This is a genomic window from Methylocaldum sp. GT1BB, from assembly GCF_051027545.1.
GTDB lineage: Bacteria > Pseudomonadota > Gammaproteobacteria > Methylococcales > Methylococcaceae > Methylocaldum.
Genome location: NZ_CP194902.1, coordinates 4,190,343 through 4,208,701, shown reverse-complemented (window position 1 = coordinate 4,208,701; position 18,359 = coordinate 4,190,343). Strand labels below are relative to the sequence as shown.

General features: G+C 59.3%; 20 protein-coding genes and 4 pseudogenes. 13 read left to right on the top strand and 11 right to left on the bottom strand.

Annotated elements, in window-relative coordinates:
• Positions 1 to 103 precede the first annotated feature (103 nt).
• From ACR2TX_RS20145 to ACR2TX_RS20135, 3 genes are all read right to left on the bottom strand, one after another.
• Positions 104 to 631 carry an RES family NAD+ phosphorylase gene (locus ACR2TX_RS20145; RefSeq protein WP_156881721.1) on the bottom strand — a complete coding sequence of 176 codons (528 nt, stop codon included), beginning with the start codon at positions 629 to 631 and terminating at the stop codon, positions 104 to 106.
• Between the two features lie 8 nt (positions 632 to 639).
• The gene (locus tag ACR2TX_RS20140; RefSeq protein WP_086132883.1) at positions 640 to 984 is read right to left on the bottom strand and encodes a helix-turn-helix domain-containing protein; all 345 of its coding nucleotides are present in this window, start codon (positions 982 to 984) and stop codon (positions 640 to 642) included.
• 83 nt (positions 985 to 1,067) lie between these two features.
• Positions 1,068 to 1,241, bottom strand: coding sequence for a hypothetical protein (locus ACR2TX_RS20135; protein WP_168183689.1), 174 nt, complete (start codon positions 1,239 to 1,241; stop codon positions 1,068 to 1,070).
• Positions 1,242 to 1,504: 263 nt separating this feature from the next.
• Here ACR2TX_RS20135 and ACR2TX_RS20130 point away from each other — a divergent pair, with 263 nt between their 5' ends.
• The 4 genes from ACR2TX_RS20130 to ACR2TX_RS20115 are packed head-to-tail and all read left to right on the top strand — an operon-like array spanning position 1,505 to position 4,874.
• Complete coding sequence (locus ACR2TX_RS20130; RefSeq protein ID WP_086132884.1) at positions 1,505 to 1,750, top strand: hypothetical protein; 246 nt, start codon at positions 1,505 to 1,507, stop codon at positions 1,748 to 1,750.
• A gap of 60 nt (positions 1,751 to 1,810) precedes the next feature.
• Positions 1,811 to 2,410 (top strand): Ivy family c-type lysozyme inhibitor, encoded by a 600-nt coding sequence (locus ACR2TX_RS20125; protein WP_210024176.1) that lies wholly within the window; start codon positions 1,811 to 1,813, stop codon positions 2,408 to 2,410.
• Complete coding sequence (locus ACR2TX_RS20120; protein ID WP_434130597.1) at positions 2,407 to 3,309, top strand: DUF3262 family protein; 903 nt, start codon at positions 2,407 to 2,409, stop codon at positions 3,307 to 3,309. The genes ACR2TX_RS20125 and ACR2TX_RS20120 overlap by 4 nt, the downstream gene beginning before the upstream one ends.
• 11 nt (positions 3,310 to 3,320) lie before the next feature.
• Positions 3,321 to 4,874 (top strand): conjugal transfer protein TraG N-terminal domain-containing protein, encoded by a 1,554-nt coding sequence (locus ACR2TX_RS20115; RefSeq protein WP_434130596.1) that lies wholly within the window; start codon positions 3,321 to 3,323, stop codon positions 4,872 to 4,874.
• 105 nt (positions 4,875 to 4,979) lie between these two features.
• On the opposite strand, the gene ACR2TX_RS20110 is transcribed toward ACR2TX_RS20115, so the two are convergent.
• The 5 genes and pseudogenes from ACR2TX_RS20110 to ACR2TX_RS20090 form a co-directional block, all read right to left on the bottom strand.
• On the bottom strand, positions 4,980 to 5,333 hold the full coding sequence (locus ACR2TX_RS20110; protein WP_434130595.1) for a hypothetical protein: 354 nt from the start codon (positions 5,331 to 5,333) through the stop codon (positions 4,980 to 4,982).
• Between the two features lie 131 nt (positions 5,334 to 5,464).
• Positions 5,465 to 5,668 carry a hypothetical protein gene (locus ACR2TX_RS20105; protein WP_434130594.1) on the bottom strand — a complete coding sequence of 68 codons (204 nt, stop codon included), beginning with the start codon at positions 5,666 to 5,668 and terminating at the stop codon, positions 5,465 to 5,467.
• 31 nt (positions 5,669 to 5,699) lie between these two features.
• Positions 5,700 to 5,870: pseudogene (locus ACR2TX_RS20100) on the bottom strand (transposase); the annotation flags it as partial.
• A gap of 33 nt (positions 5,871 to 5,903) precedes the next feature.
• Positions 5,904 to 6,137: pseudogene (locus tag ACR2TX_RS20095) on the bottom strand (transposase); the annotation flags it as partial.
• A gap of 536 nt (positions 6,138 to 6,673) precedes the next feature.
• Entirely contained in the window at positions 6,674 to 8,590 is a 1,917-nt protein-coding gene (locus ACR2TX_RS20090) for a sigma 54-interacting transcriptional regulator (RefSeq protein WP_434130593.1), read from the bottom strand.
• Between the two features lie 417 nt (positions 8,591 to 9,007).
• On the opposite strand from ACR2TX_RS20090, the gene ACR2TX_RS20085 reads away from it, so the two are divergent.
• The 9 genes and pseudogenes from ACR2TX_RS20085 (at position 9,008) to ACR2TX_RS20045 (ending at position 15,008) form a co-directional block, all read left to right on the top strand.
• Complete coding sequence (locus tag ACR2TX_RS20085) at positions 9,008 to 10,207, top strand: lactonase family protein (RefSeq protein WP_434130592.1); 1,200 nt, start codon at positions 9,008 to 9,010, stop codon at positions 10,205 to 10,207.
• A 112-nt stretch (positions 10,208 to 10,319) separates the two neighbouring features.
• Positions 10,320 to 10,865, top strand: coding sequence for a cytochrome P460 family protein (locus ACR2TX_RS20080; protein WP_077732158.1), 546 nt, complete (start codon positions 10,320 to 10,322; stop codon positions 10,863 to 10,865).
• 36 nt (positions 10,866 to 10,901) lie between these two features.
• Positions 10,902 to 11,068 (top strand): annotated as a pseudogene (locus tag ACR2TX_RS20075) (protein-methionine-sulfoxide reductase catalytic subunit MsrP); the annotation flags it as partial.
• A complete protein-coding gene (locus tag ACR2TX_RS20070) occupies positions 11,068 to 11,232 on the top strand; it encodes a hypothetical protein (RefSeq protein ID WP_205780863.1) in 165 nt (54 codons plus the stop codon). The pseudogene ACR2TX_RS20075 and the gene ACR2TX_RS20070, both read left to right, overlap by 1 nt.
• Positions 11,229 to 11,393 (top strand): annotated as a pseudogene (locus tag ACR2TX_RS20065) (sulfoxide reductase heme-binding subunit YedZ); the annotation flags it as partial. The gene ACR2TX_RS20070 and the pseudogene ACR2TX_RS20065, both read left to right, overlap by 4 nt.
• 23 nt (positions 11,394 to 11,416) lie before the next feature.
• Positions 11,417 to 11,599 (top strand): hypothetical protein, encoded by a 183-nt coding sequence (locus ACR2TX_RS20060; RefSeq protein ID WP_240506747.1) that lies wholly within the window; start codon positions 11,417 to 11,419, stop codon positions 11,597 to 11,599.
• 574 nt (positions 11,600 to 12,173) lie between these two features.
• A complete protein-coding gene (locus ACR2TX_RS20055) occupies positions 12,174 to 12,941 on the top strand; it encodes a spondin domain-containing protein (RefSeq protein ID WP_434130591.1) in 768 nt (255 codons plus the stop codon).
• A gap of 67 nt (positions 12,942 to 13,008) precedes the next feature.
• Positions 13,009 to 14,649: a CRTAC1 family protein gene (locus ACR2TX_RS20050; RefSeq protein ID WP_434130590.1), complete on the top strand. Its 1,641-nt coding sequence runs from the start codon at positions 13,009 to 13,011 to the stop codon at positions 14,647 to 14,649.
• A gap of 32 nt (positions 14,650 to 14,681) precedes the next feature.
• Positions 14,682 to 15,008: a hypothetical protein gene (locus tag ACR2TX_RS20045; RefSeq protein ID WP_086132892.1), complete on the top strand. Its 327-nt coding sequence runs from the start codon at positions 14,682 to 14,684 to the stop codon at positions 15,006 to 15,008.
• Positions 15,009 to 15,043: 35 nt separating this feature from the next.
• Here the strand turns inward: ACR2TX_RS20045 and ACR2TX_RS20040 are convergent, their stop codons facing one another.
• The 3 genes from ACR2TX_RS20040 to ACR2TX_RS20030 form a co-directional block, all read right to left on the bottom strand.
• A complete protein-coding gene (locus ACR2TX_RS20040) occupies positions 15,044 to 15,781 on the bottom strand; it encodes a transposase (protein ID WP_434130589.1) in 738 nt (245 codons plus the stop codon).
• A gap of 260 nt (positions 15,782 to 16,041) precedes the next feature.
• Complete coding sequence (locus ACR2TX_RS20035) at positions 16,042 to 17,742, bottom strand: c-type cytochrome (protein ID WP_434132520.1); 1,701 nt, start codon at positions 17,740 to 17,742, stop codon at positions 16,042 to 16,044.
• Positions 17,742 to 18,353 carry an SCO family protein gene (locus ACR2TX_RS20030; protein ID WP_077732152.1) on the bottom strand — a complete coding sequence of 204 codons (612 nt, stop codon included), beginning with the start codon at positions 18,351 to 18,353 and terminating at the stop codon, positions 17,742 to 17,744. Before ACR2TX_RS20030 ends, ACR2TX_RS20035 begins: the two co-directional genes overlap by 1 nt.
• Positions 18,354 to 18,359: the final 6 nt, after the last annotated feature.

Here is an 18,359-nt window from a genome sequence, read left to right as displayed (position 1 = left end):
CCCACCCAGGACCAGATCGATTTCAATCGACAATAAAACCGGGCGCCTGCTCTTCAACGGAAGTCTGGTTTTGTCTGTTGTGCGTCCAGGCAGCAGGCCGACATTACTCGATCGAAAAAGAACCATCCGGCGTCACGGACGAAATGAAGCCCGGATTTGCGGAAAGTTTTTCCAGGAAGACCACCAGTACCCAGTTTTCCGGGCGATCGAGAAAGGCCAGTGAAGGAACGAAAATGGCTTCGGCCGGCGTGAGTTTTCTGACAAACTCAGCCGTGGCCCGAGCTACGGACTTGTCGATAAAACACTGTGGGGCGTCGGTGATCGATAAGACGGCGAGCACTTCGGGATGGGTCAGATCCAACGTCGCGTGGAAGGCGAGATCGAAGCGGTAAACCTGGCGGCGCTTGACCTGCTGCGCTAACACAGGCGAACGGTCTTCGGTGATATGGCGGGCCATCTCCGCTAGTGCCACATGTTTATGGCGAGCCAAATATAGCGTCGGCTCCCCTTGGATATTCCAGCGATTATCGCGAGCGAGTCCCGCTCGGCTGAAGTCCAGCGGATCCAGCGGTCCTTGCGGCAGGTGGCGATAGGCGGTGCCTTGCCAGGCTTTGAGATGCGATTGGATCAAGGGGCGGGTTAATAGCCGAGTCCTTCGACGTCTGCGGCGAGTGCCGCGATGACGGTGTCGTATTCCCGCAAGCTCATCAGGTCAAGGGCGGTTCGCCCTTGGAATTCCGGCAGCGGGGTCGCGAGGAAGGTCTCGACGCCTTCAGGCGTGTAAACCAGGCTGGCGAGTTCGCTGATCTCCCGGATCTTGGCGAGATCCTTGATCGCGTCCGGGTTCCGCACGCCATCCTGCTTTTCCCAGCGCTCCAAGGTCTTGGCGCTCACCCGCAATATCCGGCCCATCGCCTCACGGGAGAGATGCAGGGACTGGCGGATCTTTTGCGGATTGATCTTGATGTCTCGTACGGCGTTCATCAGCGTCGCGATAGGGGGTAGTAGGATGAGTAGCCACTACTCTAGGCAATGTCTAGACATTTGTCCAGATAAAAAATTAGACCTCATGCAACCGGCATTTCGCCTGACAGGACGGAAAACAGCCCAAGGCACTGCCAGGCGATCATGCTGTCTTGGTGGATCTTGGCGAGGTTGCACGTCGATTCCGGGACACCCGCCAGCCCCTCGGGACAGTAGCTCGCCGGCGACTGCGAGAAGCTGCGGGGTTTTAAGCCCATGTCGAGCTACTGCGATGCTCGGGGAGCCTCTCTGCGCTCTATACCATGTCGCCCTGGAAGTATTGCCAACTTACGGGGGAGCTTCAAGTCCGAGATCACGCGTCTCCAAGCTAAAGCCATCAAAAAACCCTTTCAAAACCAAACAAGGGTTTTCGTTTGATTTCCGTCTATTGGCTTGGGCAGACTCGCCGCCAGGCGCGTTGACTTCTAGCTGATTCGTAACGTCCTCCGCGCGCTTTCTGTTCTTTTTGTGAGGAGCGACCGTGGCTTTACTGTTTGCGCTCTTATTCATCTTTGCCCTGAGCCAATTGGGCAGCATCTCCCGACGCAGCAAGCGTCTGCTCGAACTGTGCGAGAACCTCAGGCGTTCGAACGAAGAGCTCTGCCGGCAACTCCAGACCTTAGGCGATCGCGTGGCGAGGATCGAAGGCGCGATGGGCCTCGGGCACACTGCTTCCTTAACCGTGGACGAATCGGACGTCGCGCCGGACGTTCAGTCAGATGTGTGAGTGGTCTCACTGCCTCGACGTTCGATTCCGATAGCCGACTCAATTTCAAGGAGAAGCACTATGGTTTGCCCCAAATGCGGCGCATCGAATCCGAACACGGAACGCTACTGCGAACAATGCGGGAATCCGCTGATCGAGGCCATGGCGAGTGCGGGCCGGCGACGGCCGCTGGCGATTTTGGCGGTGCTGGGGCTGCTGACGGCTGGAGGGGTTTATGCGGACGAGCGGGTTAACCTTCAACCGAGCGATCGAGAGTTGGAACGCGTGGAATCCTGCTCCGATGGCGGAACCCTTCGGATCGCGGGCGATCCGGCTTACAGCGGCCATCCGTGGCATCTGGTCGCGACCGTTCCGGAAATCCGCGAGCGGCACTTCGCCGTGACCCGCGCCGAAGAAAAGTGGGTTCAGGACATGAGTGGTCCGGCTTACTACGTCCGCCGATATGAGCGAAATGGACAGCGCGTACTCGTATGGGACCTTTGTAAGTCCCACGAGTGCAACGAATACGCGTTGTACGCGGCCTTCGATCTTGGTTCGAAGACGTATGTCATTGAACTCAACGAGAAGGGAAGAGGCCGTCGACTCGGGACATCCATTTCGGTTGCCGAGGCGGCCATCACCTGCGCCAAGGCAGAGGATGCCAAAAGGAAATCGCAATGAATGCGCGGGCATGGCTATTCGTCGTGCTAGCCGCGGTGTCAGCGTGGGCGATCGCCGATATGTATCAAGCTTTCCTCGCGTCCCTCGCGCAACGCGAATCGAGTGGAGATCCGACGAAAACAAATGAATCGGGGCACCTCGGCCTGTATCAGATGAGCGAAGCCGCTCTCATCGAAGCCGGCTATTACCGGCCCGACGGCACCACCACAAACGACTGGAGCGGCCAATGGACGGGCAAGGACGGTATCTACAGCAAAAACGACTACCTGAACGGTTCCACGGCGCAGAACAACGCGGTCCAGGCTTATCATCACAAGCTTTGGAGCTATATCGAGGCTGAAGGCCTCGACCAGATGATCTCCCAGACGGCGAACGGTGCCCCGGTAACTCCTTCGGGTCTTCTCGTCGGCGCCCATCTCATCGGCGCCCATGGCCTTGCGAAGTGCCTCTCGTCCGGAACGGGCTGCGCCGACGGCAATGGGACCAAGGCGATGAGCTACATGACGATGCTCGGCGGCTATGACGTAGCCTCGATCACCGGCATCGTGGGGACCGGGTCCGGCGGTTCAGTCGGCTCTGGCAACGGCGGTGCCGGCGGGGGAGGCGGGGGAGGCGGGGTTGGTTCAGGAAGCGGACATGCCGGTAATCCGCTCGCGGGTTACACGCCGCCGTCGAGCAACGAAGCCTTCTACCGCGGCGCCGGGATTGCGATGTCACAAATGCGACAGGTAATCCTCGAAACGCTATCCGTCATCTTGCTGCTCTGGCTCGCCTGGATCGCGCTTGCCCAATACTCGAACTGGCGGAACGGCGTCATCACCGTCATGCAGATGCAAAACAGCATCGTCCGCGCGGCGGCATTGGTATCCCTGATGCTGGTTGTCTTCCTTGCAGTATAGGAGGAGGGCTTATGAGCGTTGGGTCGTATCTTGAATTGTATCTCGCTGCACTTGGCTGGCATTTCTACGAGACGCTTTGGAGTTCGCTGCTCAATATCGGGCTGCTTTATATCCCTTTCATTGCAATGGCGGTCAGGGCTTGGATCGAAAGCTACGAAGCCGCCGGGGCCGAGGGCGCGGAACGGAACATCCGTGCCGCCGAAGTCTCGATCGCGACGATGTTCACGGTGGTCATGCTCGCGGGTTCGCCCTTCATTCCGCTTCAACCCTCGGGGCTCGTTTATACTCGGCCGTGCTCAAACGATGCGGCCAAGGGCGGCGCCTCCAACACGACCTACGACAGCGTGTTCACCGCTCTTGGCATCTCCGAAATTACCGGTCACGTGCCGGTGTGGTGGTATGGCGTCATGGCGGCCGCGGGCGGAGTGGTCAACGCCGCGGTCGCCGCGATTCCCTGCCAGAACGACTTCCGGCTGTACCAATACAAGCTTGAAAACAGCCGGATCAAAGACCCGCAACTTCGGCGGGAGCTTCAACTTTTCACGCACGATTGCTGGTATCCCGCCCGGATGAGGCTCTTCGATAGCAAGCAGCAGCTGCCGAGCGGGTACGACCCGTCGGACATCGACTGGCCGGGTTCGCAATTCTTCTTGGACACAAGTAGCTACTACGGAGTGAACAACATTAACCTTGCGACAAGGGCGAGCGAGGAAATACCGGGCTTTCCCTTCGATCCGCAACGGGATACGGAGTACGACACCGAGCATTATCCGGCGCCGCAGTGGGGCCGGCCCGAGTGCAAGGACTGGTGGGAGGCACAGACTTACGGGATCAGAGACCGGTTGATCCAAGAGATCGAAGTGGAGGCGTGGGCGCAAACCCAGGGGTGGGTGATCCAACTCATGAATGCGTTCGGCTGGGACGCCAGAAAGACCGAAGACGCTGCCCTTCGGTCAATGTGGACCATCGAGGACGGCAGGTTGAGCATGCCGGTGACAGCGGGTCTTGGGGATGCCGCCGGCGGACGATTGGCTAGAGCAGGCGCGACCGTTGGAGGGTGGTGGGAATCGGTCTTCTTTCAGTCGAAGATGTACGCCATTCGCGAAGCGGCGCCTGTCGGCCAGGCGGTTCTTCTGATGCTGATCTTTGCGCTGATGCCGTTCGTCCTGTTATTCGGCGAGTTTTCCGTCGGCACGCTCCTGACTTTGACGATTACTCTCTTTGCCGTGCGGTTCCTGACATTCCTGTGGGCGGCGGCCGTCTGGCTCGATAATACGCTCCAACAAGCACTCAACCCCACCGGCTGGTTCGACTTTGCTGCCGATAAGATGGACTACACCGTGAGCGAAGTGGTGATCGATCTCGTTACCGGCACGATGTTCACGATCGTGCCGGTCTTATGGGTAGGCATGTTGGGTTGGGCTGGATATCACGCGGGCGTTGGACTCAATTCCTTCCTAGAGGGAACAAACTCTAGTGCGGCCGCCACCGGCAGCGGCTTTGGAAACGCGCTCAGCCTTGTGAAGAACCGGTTTCGCGAGCTAAAACCCCCTAACAAGAAGTGATCGTTCACCCCAAGTACTTCTAAGTTCAAAGTAAACCGGGACTGGAATCAGCGTGATTTCAGGCCCATTTTTTGGCAGAAATTCGGCCAGCCACGACCGAGTTATTCAACTTTTTCCTTGCCGCAGGTCCCAATCGTAAATACCACCAGGTTGGCAGCCGTTGTCGCACTTGCCTGTAGCGTAGTTATAAATCCCGCCCATGCTATATTCAGACTCATCCCGTTTGTCAAAAGAAACATCTTCTTCAGCATCGTCCAGTGAGCCAAAAACCAGTTGCAGCAGCATCCAGCCACACGCGACGGCCACCGCGCAGACAAACACCGTTGGAGCAAACGTGAGGCGCATTGCCCGAACGGGAATGGTCCAGCGGCCCCACAGCTCTCGCGTGATGACCACATCGGTCGTTACCGTCCGCCAGAATTCGGCCGGACGCTGCCGCGTCAGGCCGTAGGCAGCCACAGTGATCCAAAAAAGCCAATGGTGAGTAGGATGGTGTTCATCGGCATTCCTCCATGCCGGGGATCAGCGGACGTATAGACATAAAAATCGCACGGCAGTGCCGATGGCGCAAGTTCCAGCGTGAGAGACACCTACAAGCCGTCGATCTCGCTCAATTCATCAAGATGTTGGCCGATAATCGGCCGGCCAATCAGATCAATGGCGTGCTTGGAATTTCGTCCGCCGCATTCAAGCGCGGGCTCCGTGTCATCTGTGAGGTTGGCTGCTGCCGGATCGATTGCTCTCTCGGGCGGAATCATTACCGGGTAATGGATTGGGGTATCTTCAACGGTCATCGGCGTAGATCTCCTTCAGGCAGGCATTCTAGGCTTCCAATTCCTCCATCCGAGTTATCAAGGATGTGTCCATATCTCCATATTTCGCGCGCCACTTGTAGAACGTCGCCGAACTGACCCCCAACTCCCGGCACAACTCCGGCACCGCTAGCCGGCCTTCTACACGCTTCAACGCTTTCGATCCGGCCTGGGCCTGGCGCAGAAGTTCTCGGAGATCGTGGACGACCGCTTCGAAACAGCCCGCCGCAAGCCAACGCTGGGTCTGCTGATAGACGGCTTCCCAGGGCGGCAGGTCATGCGGTAACAGCCGCCAGGGCGCACCGGCCCGCACCAACCAGCGCAGACCATTGAAGATCTCACGCAGATCGTGCTGGCGTTGGGGCGCGTCCGCCTTCATCAAGATTAAATAAGGCACGACGAACATCCATTCGTCGTCCGACACATCGCTAGGATAAGGTTTACGAGTCATCATGCTCGTAATAACCACTTCTCCAGCAAAAAGTTCATAACACGCTCTAACCCTAAGCCACCGGCTTTCAGCCGGTGATTATTCGAGGCGAGTGGTCAGGAGCTCCTGGATGAAAGGGGATACTCGTTCCAACACCACATTTTCGCTAACGAATCTGCGAAGCAGGCTAAGTCCTTGCTCATCGGCGAACTGGAGTCCGGAAAGGTCAAGGTGCACATGCTCATATGCCGCGCGAGATTCACTCACCGCTGCTTCCAGCGCTGGGTTCCACGGCCCGATTAGCCTACCTTCCACGATCAGGCGAACACGGGTCCTGGAGTCTGCTTGGGCGGTGATTCGAAGCATGAACGCTGCATTTTGTGAGTGATCACGAGGAGAATAGCGAATGTCGTGCCATTTCTTCGCCAAGACGCCGTCCGGCTAGGAACACTTTGGTTAGATGGCCGTGGCACCGGCGATGCAACCGCAAAGCCGCGATTCGTGCAGCGCAATGGGCTTGGTAAATCGTCCTCAACTATTCGAGGAGCCCGCGATAGTTAACGGCGCTCCTGGGTCAAACCGAGCTTTTTCATGCGGTACCGAAGGGTGCTGGGATGTAGGTCAAGAATGTGGGCGGCGCCATTGGGGCCCTCGATTACCCACCCAACCTTTTCAAGCACTGCCAGAATATGTTGCCGTTCGACCGCTTCCAGAGTGGCGCCGCTGGTCACGGCAAACCCTGCGTCAGGGGCAGGGTCGGTAGATCCCGGCAGCATTTCCGCGTCGACTTCTAGGAGTGGCCCATCCGCCAGAATAATGGCGCGCTCGATCACATTCTCCAGTTCGCGAATATTGCCCGGCCAGCGATAAGACTGCAGTCTTTGCAGGGATTTGCTACTGATACCCTCGATTTTCTTACCTATCCGGGGTGCAAACTTCTCGATCAAGAAACGCAGCAGCAGTGGAATGTCCTCTGTTCGCTCTCGAAGGGGCGGCGTGAATACGGGAAACACATTCAGTCGATAATACAGATCGTCGCGGAATGTCTTGTCGGCGACCGCCTTCAGCAGATCGCGGTTGGTTGCGGCGATCACCCTGACATCGACCTTGATCGGCGCTTTCCCGCCTACCCGGTCGAACTCCTGCTCCTGAAGGACTCGCAGCAATTTGACCTGGACTTCCAGCGGGATTTCGCCGATTTCATCCAGAAAAATGGTGCCGCCGTCGGCGAGTTCGAATCGCCCGATGCGCCTGGCGATGGCGCCGGTGAAGGCGCCCTTTTCGTGGCCGAACAACTCGCTCTCCACGAGGCCCGTCGGCAAGGCCGCGCAATTGACTTTGACTAAGGGCTTGTCGCGCCGATGGCTGGCGGAATGAATCGCGCGGGCGATCAGTTCCTTCCCCGTACCCGATTCGCCCTGGATCAGCACCGACGCGTCCGTAGGCGCCACGCGGCGGACGTTGGACAACACCGACTGAATCGCCGCGCTTCTCCCGACGATCTCCTCGAAGTTGTGGTCCGATTTGATTTCCTCCTGCAGATACAGGTTCTGCGCCTTCAGCTGGGCCTGTTCCCGCTCCATCAATACGCGATCGGTGATGTCCAGGAACATGGTACGGGTAAACTGTCCACTGGGGTCCGGCCGCGACCACCACTGAATCCAGATTGGCTGATTGTTGTCCCGACGGCGGAGTTCGAGCACCACGCCGCTGGTATCCGTTCCCCGGCCGATCGACGCGAAGGCCTCTTTCACCCGGCGCTGGGCTTCCGGGGTATTAGGCACGAACGACATACCCAGGGTGCCGGGTACTTGCTCGGGCGTGATGCCGAGTATGCGCATGGCGGTTCGGTTCGCCCGGATGAATCTGGACTGCAAATCTTCGTGGACATAGGCGATCGGCGCTTCATCGAACAGATCGCGGAAACGTTCCTCGCTCTGGCGAAGCTGCTTCAGCAGCCTTATGCGGTCCAGCTCCGCCGCGGCTCTGGCCGCGAAGATCTGGAACGTGAATAACAGCCGTGGTTCCGGCAGCATGGGCCGGTGATCGAAGATCGCCAGATGGCCAAGAATGCCGCCGTCAGCGTCCCGGAGCGGCACACCGAGGTAGCTCTCGACTCCCTCCTCCTTCGGAAACCGTTGCGAGACCCCTGCGGGGTAATGGCATAGCCCACCGCGAAGCACGTCCTCGCAAGGCGTGCCTGCCAGCTCCCATTCTTGGGTTTCGATCCATCGGCCGTTCTTCCAGAATGCCAACGAGCGGACCCGAGTCTCGGAATCGGCGAATTCCGCGACGAAGGCATTGGTGACTCCGGTGGCGAGGCAGAGGTTCCGCACCAGCGCGCGGAAGAACGCCTCCCCCGTGGCATGAGCGGTCCCTTCCACGATGGCGCGCAACGCCGCCAGTTCCAACGCATCGGTCGGTCCTGGCGGTTCTGAGGGGGAGAGTGTCGTAGGCGTGGAATTCTTCGGCATCCGGAAGTAAGGCCCCTGTCATTTCCCAAGGGAGGTACGACCCCAGCTCGATGCGCAGCACCTAAGCCGAGCGACCCAATCTACCTCGCGTAGTACCCGGCTTCAAGGGCCAGTCGATGCCGAAGGCCCAATCATCGCCCGACGGCATCCGGAGCATGCGGATCGCATGTCGATTGGCGAATGAAGACCGCGGTAGCCACCATATCTTGCGACCCCCACCAGATGTTGCGGCTTTCTCTGGAGATCTGCGGCGGTCCTGACCGGTAGCCCTTCTTATCCAGAGCTTTGATTTCTGCGGCTTACACGGGTTAACAGAGGTCGGCACGATTCTTGTGAAGGAAAAAGGGCGATATCCGTTCATCATCCCGATGACGGGAAAGCGCTCGATTCAACCCATTGCAAGAGGAGGGTAGCGACATGTCATTCACAAGATCTATTCGGGCCTGTGGGCTGGGGAGGGCGGTGAAACCCTTCTTATCATCCGACCTGGCCACTGCGTTATTGATGCCACAGCTTACGCTCATCATGCTCTGTTTCACATCGTTCATCCCGGCCATCGGCTTGGCCGATTCGGACGAGCGCCCCGACCATGAACGGAACGATGCCCAGGAAACAGTGTATACCCTGTCTAACGACGCTATCCAGAATGAAGTGCTCGCCTTTCGGCGCTACGGCAACGGCCACATGGAACCGGCGGGTCGTTTTACCACGGGCGGAACGGGAACCGGTTCCGGCCTGGGCAATCAGGGTGCGCTCGCACTGAGTCACAACGAGCACTATTTGTTTGCTGTAAACGCGGGCAGCAACGACGTTTCGGTGTTCCGGGTGAAACGCGACGGTCTAGTGCTCGTCGACCGCGTTGCCGAGGAAGGATCGACCCCAATCAGCATAACCGTTAACCGCAATCGGGTATATGTGGTCAACGCCGGGGACGATTCCATCTACGGTTTCCGGTTCGATCCCCGCGCCGGGAAGCTGCATCCCTTGCCCGGGTCCCATTGGAATCTCAGCGGGGAGGGCACAGCGCCGGCTCAAATCAGTTTCGGCCAGGAGGGCGACGCCTTGGTTGTCACGGAAAAAGTGACCAACAAAATCACCACATTCTCCCTGAGCGAAGACGGCACACCGGCGAACCGCCATGTTATCGATTCAGCCGGAACCACGCCGTTCGGTTTCGCCTTCGGCAAGCGCGAGCAATTCTTTGTCTCCGAGGCCCAGGGTGGTGCTGTCGGCGGGGCAACGGCCTCCTCTTATCAATTGCTGGAGGATGGAAGGGTGCAAGTGATCGATGGAGAAGTTGCGGTCGGTCAAACCGCCGCTTGCTGGCTGGCCATTACACCCAATGGGCGTGTCGCATTCACTGCGGACACGCCTGCCAATGCCATTTCCGCGTTCGCCTTCGACTCTGCGGGGCGCTTGTCGCTGCTGCAAACGAGAGCGGCCGAAGAAAACCGGCCGACCGACCTCGCTGTTTCTACGGATGGCACGGTGTTGTACACCCTCAGCGGCGGCGATCACAGCATTGGCATTTACCGCATCCGCAGGGGCGGTGCGCTCGAGAAACTGGAAAGCCTCGACTCCCTGCCCGCCGGCGTCACCGGACTAGTCGTTCGCTGAAGTGGTTGCTTTTGGTCAGCAAGCAAGCGCTGGGGCTTTCAACCCAGTGCTTGCCGACAGTTGATGACAACAGATTCGAACGAATGCAAGCCGCTCACTAGAGAGTCACGCCATGAAACACCTGTTTACGATCCCGCTTGCCCTGATGGTCGCCGTTCCGGCAATGGCAGACATGTCCGGAGAGACTTACAGTCGCTGGGTCGACGACAAAGGCGAAACCCGTCTGCCGGAAAATTACCGCACGACCTGGACCCACCTTGGATCCTGGGTGGTCGCCGACGAGAAGGCGCCAGGCAAGGGTTTTCATGATGTCTACACGCAACCAGAAGCCGCCGCCTACTATCGCCAGCACGGTCGCTTCCCGGATGGAGCCGTGTTGGTCAAGGAAATCCGCACACTGCAAACCGGGTTCAAGACCACCGGTCCGGCGCAATGGGCCGGGGAAAACGCAGTCTGGTTTGTCATGATCAAGGACGACAAGCGTCGTTTTAAGAACCACCCGCATTGGGCAGAGGGCTGGGGCTGGGCGATGTACGAAGCGAGCAACCCGGCGCTAAATACGTCAAAGAGCTTCACCGAGACCTGTCAGAGCTGTCATATTCCTGCCAGGGCGACGGACTGGGTGTTCGTCGAAGGTTATCCCACCCTGAAGCCTTGAGCTGATTCGTGGAAATCGGGTCATACACACTGCCGGAAGTACGGCTTCTATGCCAACGTGAATCCCGGAGTGGATCATCCGCGCTGGAGCCGGAGGCGCGAGTGGCGCCTCTTCGAGCTCTTCAAGCGCGAGACGCTGATGTTCAACGCTTGCTCTGAAGTGGCGTCCCTTACACCGGCATGGACCTCGGGATCGACTTCTGATGTCTGCGACGTTCAAGCTCTGGCTTTGGCGGCTCGCCGCATGGACGCTCGCATTCGCCATCCAGTGGACGATCGCCAGTAGGCGCGGGCCCATTTCCGCCGAATTCCTCGAGCACTACACGGGCGACTGGACCCTGCGGCTGCTGCTCGTGACGCTGGGATGACGCCGCTGCGCAGGCTCACGGGGTTGACCGAGCCGATTCGCGTACACCGCGCGCTGGGCCTGTGGGCGTACGCCTACCTGTGCCTGGATTTTCCCATCTACCTCGTCTTCGATCTTGAGTTCTCGCTTCGGCAACTCGGAGATGACTTGATCAAGCGTGCCCCCATCACGCTCGGCTTCGCCGCGTGGCTGATGCTGCTGCCGCTCGCGATCACCTCGATAATGGCTGGCAACGCCGCCTCAAGCACGATTGGAAGCCCTTGCACAAGCCGATCTATCCCGCGGCGCTTCTGGACGCGATCCACTATTTGTGGCTGGTCGAGGCCGATACGCAAACACCGGTGATCTATTTTTTTGGATTCCGCTGATTTTGCCGGCGGTCCGTCTGCCAAAGGCCAGTGTCTTGCGGGCTGCTGATCCAAAGGCGCGTCCGCATGATGGCCGGACAAGGGATGGGTAGAAGCTGCCGGCGGGATAATTGCCTACCCACAGCGTCCTTGGATACCACACGAGTGGTGAAATCTCATGCCTGGATTGCACGCGACTTTCGTCTTTTTCACCTCCGCGAACATCACGTTCTCCTTAACCCTTGGATCTCAGTCCTGGAGGCGTGTCTGCACAAAAGACCACAGGGTTGTAGCCGTGAAGTGGACGACCAGAGTGGCCAATCACGCGGGTTGGTACCCATCACCAAGGCTACGCTGGATATGCCCGATCAGGCCCACGAATAGTTGAGGTTTCCCTGCAAATGGCAGTGGGGACGATGGCCGAGAATTATGGCCGTATCTCCGTGTAGTGCATATGTCATGGATTTTATTGGTTGTTTTTACCCTTATCCAATACTGGCACGTTGATTGTTTTAACAGTTTCACGATCCGCCGGAGTTTGGTTCCGGAAGCGATCGCAGCAACCACAACACATCACTGCACTAGGAGACACACCATGAGATCGACCATGCGCTTCCCTAATTCAGTTCCGGCCCAATCCCGTCATCTGGCCCCCCGCCAGCACATCGGAACCCCTGTGTCCTCGCGGATTTCCGCCATTCGCGGCCAGCGCTGGATCAGCGGCACGGCCCTCGCGGCGGCAGTTCTATCCTGTAGCGCTGCCCATGCGGAACCCGCGCCCGCGCGCTACCAGGTCTCTTTCGAGCGGACTTGGAGTTCCAAGACGCATCCAAAGGATTTCCCGTTGCTCGCGCACTTTTCTCCGGTCATCGGCGTAACTCACAACGCCGATTACTCGCCGTTCAAGGCCGGCGGCACAGCATCGCCGGGCGTTGAGCATCTGTGTGAGGAAGGAAAGCACCAGCCGCTTGATGACGAAATCCGCTCGGCCATTGCGGCCGGTGCCGCCGGGGTATTGATCGAAACGCCGGATCCGATACGGGACGTCCCGGGCAAGGCCGTTGCGAATTTTGAGATCAACCCAAGTCATCCAATGGTGTCGATCGGCGCGATGATCGCGCCCAGCCCGGACTGGTGCGGCTTTGCCGCCGACGTCATGCTGATGGAGAACGGCCAATGGGTCGGCAAAAAGTCCGTCACGCTTTACGCCTGGGACACGGGCACGGACTCGGGCACCAGCTATCGGGCTTTCGATAGCGACGCCGAGCCACGCGGAACTGTCCAGCCGAGCGACGCAGCGTATTTCTTGAAAAAGGACGGCAAGCGTAATCCGGTCGGCCAGGTCACCTTTGTCCGTCAGTAGTGCGGTTAACAATTTTCCACACCTGCCCGCCACGTTCACTGCGGCGGGCTACCTGGAGGATACTACCGTGAAAAATTCACTCAGAATCGCGGCCTGTGTGCTTGCCGGCCTGGCCTTTCCGGGCTGCGTGTGGATCTACCCCAGCGAACCGCTGCGCGCCCTGCCCAAGGGCGTGGCGCTGCCTCGCTACGAGGAGATCGCTGTCGACTTCTCGCATCGCTGGAACCGCGAGACATCCCACCACCTCACGGGAGCCGCCGTGCTGGATTTGGACGGCGACGGCCGCGAGGAGATTTTCGTGGGCGGCGGCGCCGGCCAACCGGACGCGCTGCTTGCGCTGCAAGATGGGCGGCTGGTGGACCGCATCGCCGGCACGGGAATTTCGTCTCCGGACCCGAAACCTGCGACCTACGGGTCCTGCGCAATTGATCTCGACGGCGATGGAGACGTGGACTTGATCGTGGCACGCGATGATGGTGTCACACTCTATATAAACCAGAACCAAAAATTCCAGCCGCAACCCCTGCCGGTCGCATTACCCGTCAATTCAGTCCCGCTGGCGATCGCCGTGTCCGATATCGATCATGACGGTGACGGTGACCTCTACATCAGTGATTTCGTCGACCGCCCTCACTTCGTCTCGGCCACATTCAACGTGCCCGAGCACGCCAAGACGAACCGCCTGCTGCGCAACGACGGCAATCTCCGATTCACGGACATCACGACACCAGTCACCGCCTCGAAGCAGAACACCTTCACCTCGATTTTCGTCGATCTGGATGGCGACGGTTATCAAGACTTGGTCCTCGCGCAAAACACCGGCCAGGTCGAAATCCTGCGCAACCTCCGCGATGGCCGCTTCGAGGCCGTGCCGCTCGCGTCGGGTTATGGCTTCTGGATGGGCGTCGCGGCGGGCGACATGGACGGCGACGGCGACCAGGATCTCGTGTTCTCCAACGTCGGCGATTCGTTCCCTGCTTTTGCTGCCAAAGGCGACCGCCATGATGACCAGCCTTACGCTGGCGGCTGGTTGTTGCTGCGCAACGAGGGCGGGTTCCGCTTCAGCAATGTCACGAAGGCGGCGGGACTCGGAGGACTTGGTTTTGCCTGGGGACCGGTATTCGAGGACGTCAATTTCGACGGGACGCTGGACCTCCTCGTATCCCAAAACTACGTCAAGTGGCCAGTCCACCACCTGTTCAAGTTTCCCGGGAAAGTGCTCCTCGGTGTCGGCACGACGCCGGATTTCTACCCTGCGCCGGTAGCCGAGAACCCCGCGTTCAGCAACTCGCCCGTCATCGCCGATTTCGACGGTGATGGCCGTCCGGACCTGTTCTGGCTCAACAATGACAGCCCGAGCCGGGCCTACTTGAACCGCAGCGACGACAACCGGGTCACGGTGATCCTGCCGGATACCGTTCGTTCGCTTGGCGCCCGCGCGTCGTTGGAAGGCTCGGGGGCCAAATACACCCGCGAGGTCGCTTCTGCTTCGGGGCTGGGCACCGATCAGACCTCAGCTCTTGTTTTTGGCCTGGGTCGAGGCACGCATGCCGAGCGGCTTGTGATCGCATGGGCAGACGGGAGCCAGACGGTCTTCGATCATCCGCCCGTGAACCGGCCGTTCCGGATTGACGGTCCCGTCACAGGCGCTACCGTGGACTCCGAAACCCACTCCGCTGCCAAATCGGCCAAGGGGCATCCGCACTGAAACGAAATCGACTCTCGATCGGTAGCCTGACGTTGCTGCTGTTCCTGCTGGATCGGCGTTTTCGCATTCTGTACCCTGAAGTCAATCTGGTGCGCGCCAGCTTGGTCGGCCTGACTGGATTTGCGTTTCTCGCTCCGCTCTGGCTGCTGCGCCGCCGCCCGTTCGATCCCTTGACCGGCGCATTATCGATTTTTGCATCGGCCTTCCTGAGCGTGCTGCTTATCCAATCCGGGCTCCTCGTTTCAAGGTCCAATATCTCCGGATTCATCCATGTCTTGATCCTCGCGGGGGCTTTTCTGATTTTGGACCGGATCAGCCGACGATTGCGGATTATCCATCGCAGTGACGGGGTCACGTGAGAAAGGTCGGACAATGACACTCGCTTAAATGCGAATTAAGGGCTGTCCGGCCACTGGTTCAACAGGAACATGGCAGCCGCGAGGCGGCCGAAGACGTGAACGAGGAGTCCCCGCGAGGAACGGACTTTGCTGGCCGCCTCGATACCGGTTTTCGCCTGAATCCAGTTAAACAGCGCTTCAATGGGTTGGCGAACCCGCGACACGGCCGTGGAATACAACCGGTCGGCGGCATCGAGATGCGCCTGTCCCGGCGTCTTTCGCACCGGCGTGAAGACCGTGAACGGGAGCGAGGTCTGGCGCGACAGGTATTCGTAAGCCTTATCGGCAAACAGATTTCGATAGCCCAGGCTCGGGGCAATCTGTTCGAGCACCGGGCCGTCGTTCAGGTTCGCCGCCGTCAGAGCGATATAGCGGGGCCGGGGTAAGGTGCCCGGCCGCTCATCGCCGATCACGTGGCTTTTCACCCCGTGGTAGTAGAGCTTCTTGGTCGGACAATAGCCACTCGCCGCCAGGTCCTTGGCAACCTTGGCGGTATACCGCCGGGCCTGCTGGGCCAGCACCACCTTGAAGGAATCGGCGACCCCGATCGGGGTGGCGGGCGCGCCAGCTGGACTCCAGCGTTCCAACAGCGCGGGAAACACGTCGGCGAGCCGATTCAGGCGCTGGACGAAGCCGCCGTAGCTGGGCAGATGCGGAAACCAGTCACGCCAATAGCGCCGGGCATGCTCGTAGAGCGTTTTGATCTGGCACTTTCCATCGAGAATGCCACACAAATAAAGGGTGATGGCCTCTTCATCCGTAAAGCGCAGATCGGCCTAGGGCGCGAATCGCTGTCCATGGACCCAGAGGCCCCTGCGGTAGAGATCACACACCGTCAGATACACCGTAATGAGTTGAGTTTGCCAGTCCATGGTCGTCTCTCCGAGGGGTGTTGCAGAACCCTCCTCAAGAGACACCAATGGGCTGGCATCTTCTCTCCGTTAGCTCTTAATTCGCGTTTAAGTGAGCCTGCGTTCGACTACAGAACCTCGGATCAAGGAACGATCCAGCGGCTGACGGGTACCAGTGTCTCGTTCCTTTCCACATCAGGCTCGACCAGATAAGCGCCGTTCGATGCGAAGCGCCGGCCGGTGCCGAGGCTCAAATGCGGGTAAACCGACGTGGCTATGGTCGTATCCACTTCATGTTCGATCTTTTCCACGAAATAGTCACGTGAAAAATGATCGACCATATGCATCAACGCGGCTCCCGCCTTGGTCACGGCAAAATAAGTGTTCGCCTGAACGCGTTCGTCGATGAGCTCGAGCTTCCTACGCTTCAGCCACGCCTTGAGTCGCAACAACCGCCGATCAAGCGCCTCCGGTAATTCGAACGGATAAACGAAGCGAATTTTGGTTCTCGAATCGGCCGCAAGGAAGGAGGACGCTTTGTTCGACAGGGTTGAAGAAAGATAGATCCGCTCGGGGGCCAGTACAGACGCGGCCAGGCTCTCCAGGCCGCTCAAATCCGAATCTCGGAGCCAGAGGACGAGCAGAGCAGGCTGCTCGCGTTTCAGAAAAGTGCGCCAAAAATCCGCGGTCGGTTTGGCGGCTGGGTCGAGACCGACATCCCGGACCCTAGCGTTTCCGTTAGCTTTCATCGCCCTCCGAAAGGCGTCGGCGGGGATTCTGCCGGTTTTGTCGTTGCGGAAAATCTGGACGATAGGACCGGGCAGGGATCTCTCGGATGCTTCGCTGAGATGCCTGGCCAGTACGTCCGCCTCGAGGGTCACGCCGCGAGAAAAGTAGAAAGCGTAATAGCCGTTTTCGGAGAAGACGGGAAAGTCCACGTTCGGGAACAGGCAGGGAACTTCGTGCCGCTCGCAAAAATCATGGACCGGCTGCCAAGCCCCCGCCCCGATCCCGCTGAGCAGCGCAAAGACCGGCTGTGTGCGGTAATAGGCCACGAGTTGAGCGCGCCAGGTTTCCGGACGCCCCGTCAACGTCCACAGGTGTAGCCGCCACTTTCGGTAGGCCTTGTATTCACGCTCCATATCCCATGGGGCACGCTCGGCCCGCAGGGTCTCGCGTCGTGTTTCGGCATTCTTGTTCCGAAAGAAAGCCTCCAAGACATCTAGCATTGCCTTTTGTTTCGCCGGCTCCGCATCCTCGGTCGCTACCGTCGCAAAATGAATCGTTTGATCGTTGACTCCGGGAGATGGGGCCATCGACAGCGTTTTCAAATAAGCGATCAGAGCGTCGGACTCGGTCCGGGTCAACGTATAACGCGGCATGGGCGGGTTGAGTCGGCGTCCCGTCATGTCGATGCCGGTTCGGAGGGCTGTGGCGAGCGTTTCGTCCGTGTACGCGGGGCGGCTCAGTGCGCTTTGAGACCCGGAGCCATGCATCTTCGGGTGAGGGGGGGACGCAGGGTTATAAAGCGAAGGTCCGGTGATCGGCCGCGCGACGGCTTGTCCCTCGCCGGAGCCGAACCCGCTGCGTCCATGGCAATTGACGCACGCGGCGCGGCTCCCCGTCAGCGTCACATCGTCCTGAACCAAGGCATGCAGGGGACGCCCGGAAGGAAGAACTCCTTCGCGATAGATTCGCTTGCCCCATTCGACCATCCCCAAGTTTATCCCAATGGTCTGCGTTGGTGTGGCAGCCGCAGATGCGACACATGAATGGACCGCAAGAAGCGTCAGCAAGCTTCCTTTCATGGCGTCGATCAGGCGGCGTTGCCGTAGCGTGAACATCACTTGGCCGCGACGTTGTCCGGAGCGAGGGTCAAGAAGTGATGGAGCAGGGTGTCGGCGCTCACCAACCCTTCGAAACGGAGCCATCGCGGGTCGTGGGGAAAACGCATGAACGTCAACGCAGGGTGATAGGTTTTGCCGCCCCGGTAGGCGTCGAAAGCCTTCTGAACGGCGAGAACGCTGGCCGCATCGCCGGTAAGAAAACGCCAATCCGGACCCGCGCCAAACTCTTGGGCATACTGCCTAAGCGCTTCCAGCGTATCGTGCTCCGGATCGATGGAGATCGAAATCAGGCGGAATTTTGCTCGCTGGCGGGTCAGCTGCGCCTGAAGCTTGGACAGGCGCGCCGTGGATATCGGGCAGACCGTCGTGCAGGTGGTGAAGACGAAATCGAGGACGACCGGCCTATCGATATCGAGCTGGGAAGATAAGGAAACGCGCCGGCCGCCCTGATCGACCAGCGTGATTTCCGGAATCACGTACGATAAGCCGGTCTGAAAGGAAATGGAAGCAGCCCTATCGTAAGAGCCCGCATCGCAGGGAGCAAACGCCGTCCCCGCCGTGAGAAGGAGGCAAACCGAAACGAGGCGGCGACAATCTGTTCCGTTCATGTCCTT

What these genes read in the sequence shown, in the direction of transcription:
- ACR2TX_RS20140 (WP_086132883.1), bottom strand. Translation starts at nt 984, where the DNA reads ATGAACGCCGTACGAGACATCAAGATCAATCCGCAAAAGATCCGCCAG.
- ACR2TX_RS20135 (WP_168183689.1), bottom strand. Translation starts at nt 1,241, where the DNA reads ATGGGCTTAAAACCCCGCAGCTTCTCGCAGTCGCCGGCGAGCTACTGT.
- ACR2TX_RS20125 (WP_210024176.1), top strand. Translation starts at nt 1,811, where the DNA reads ATGGTTTGCCCCAAATGCGGCGCATCGAATCCGAACACGGAACGCTAC.
- ACR2TX_RS20120 (WP_434130597.1), top strand. Translation starts at nt 2,407, where the DNA reads ATGAATGCGCGGGCATGGCTATTCGTCGTGCTAGCCGCGGTGTCAGCG.
- ACR2TX_RS20115 (WP_434130596.1), top strand. Translation starts at nt 3,321, where the DNA reads ATGAGCGTTGGGTCGTATCTTGAATTGTATCTCGCTGCACTTGGCTGG.
- ACR2TX_RS20105 (WP_434130594.1), bottom strand. Translation starts at nt 5,668, where the DNA reads ATGACCGTTGAAGATACCCCAATCCATTACCCGGTAATGATTCCGCCC.
- ACR2TX_RS20090 (WP_434130593.1), bottom strand. Translation starts at nt 8,590, where the DNA reads ATGCCGAAGAATTCCACGCCTACGACACTCTCCCCCTCAGAACCGCCA.
- ACR2TX_RS20085 (WP_434130592.1), top strand. Translation starts at nt 9,008, where the DNA reads ATGTCATTCACAAGATCTATTCGGGCCTGTGGGCTGGGGAGGGCGGTG.
- ACR2TX_RS20080 (WP_077732158.1), top strand. Translation starts at nt 10,320, where the DNA reads ATGAAACACCTGTTTACGATCCCGCTTGCCCTGATGGTCGCCGTTCCG.
- ACR2TX_RS20070 (WP_205780863.1), top strand. Translation starts at nt 11,068, where the DNA reads ATGTCTGCGACGTTCAAGCTCTGGCTTTGGCGGCTCGCCGCATGGACG.
- ACR2TX_RS20055 (WP_434130591.1), top strand. Translation starts at nt 12,174, where the DNA reads ATGAGATCGACCATGCGCTTCCCTAATTCAGTTCCGGCCCAATCCCGT.
- ACR2TX_RS20035 (WP_434132520.1), bottom strand. Translation starts at nt 17,742, where the DNA reads ATGTTCACGCTACGGCAACGCCGCCTGATCGACGCCATGAAAGGAAGC.
- ACR2TX_RS20030 (WP_077732152.1), bottom strand. Translation starts at nt 18,353, where the DNA reads ATGAACGGAACAGATTGTCGCCGCCTCGTTTCGGTTTGCCTCCTTCTC.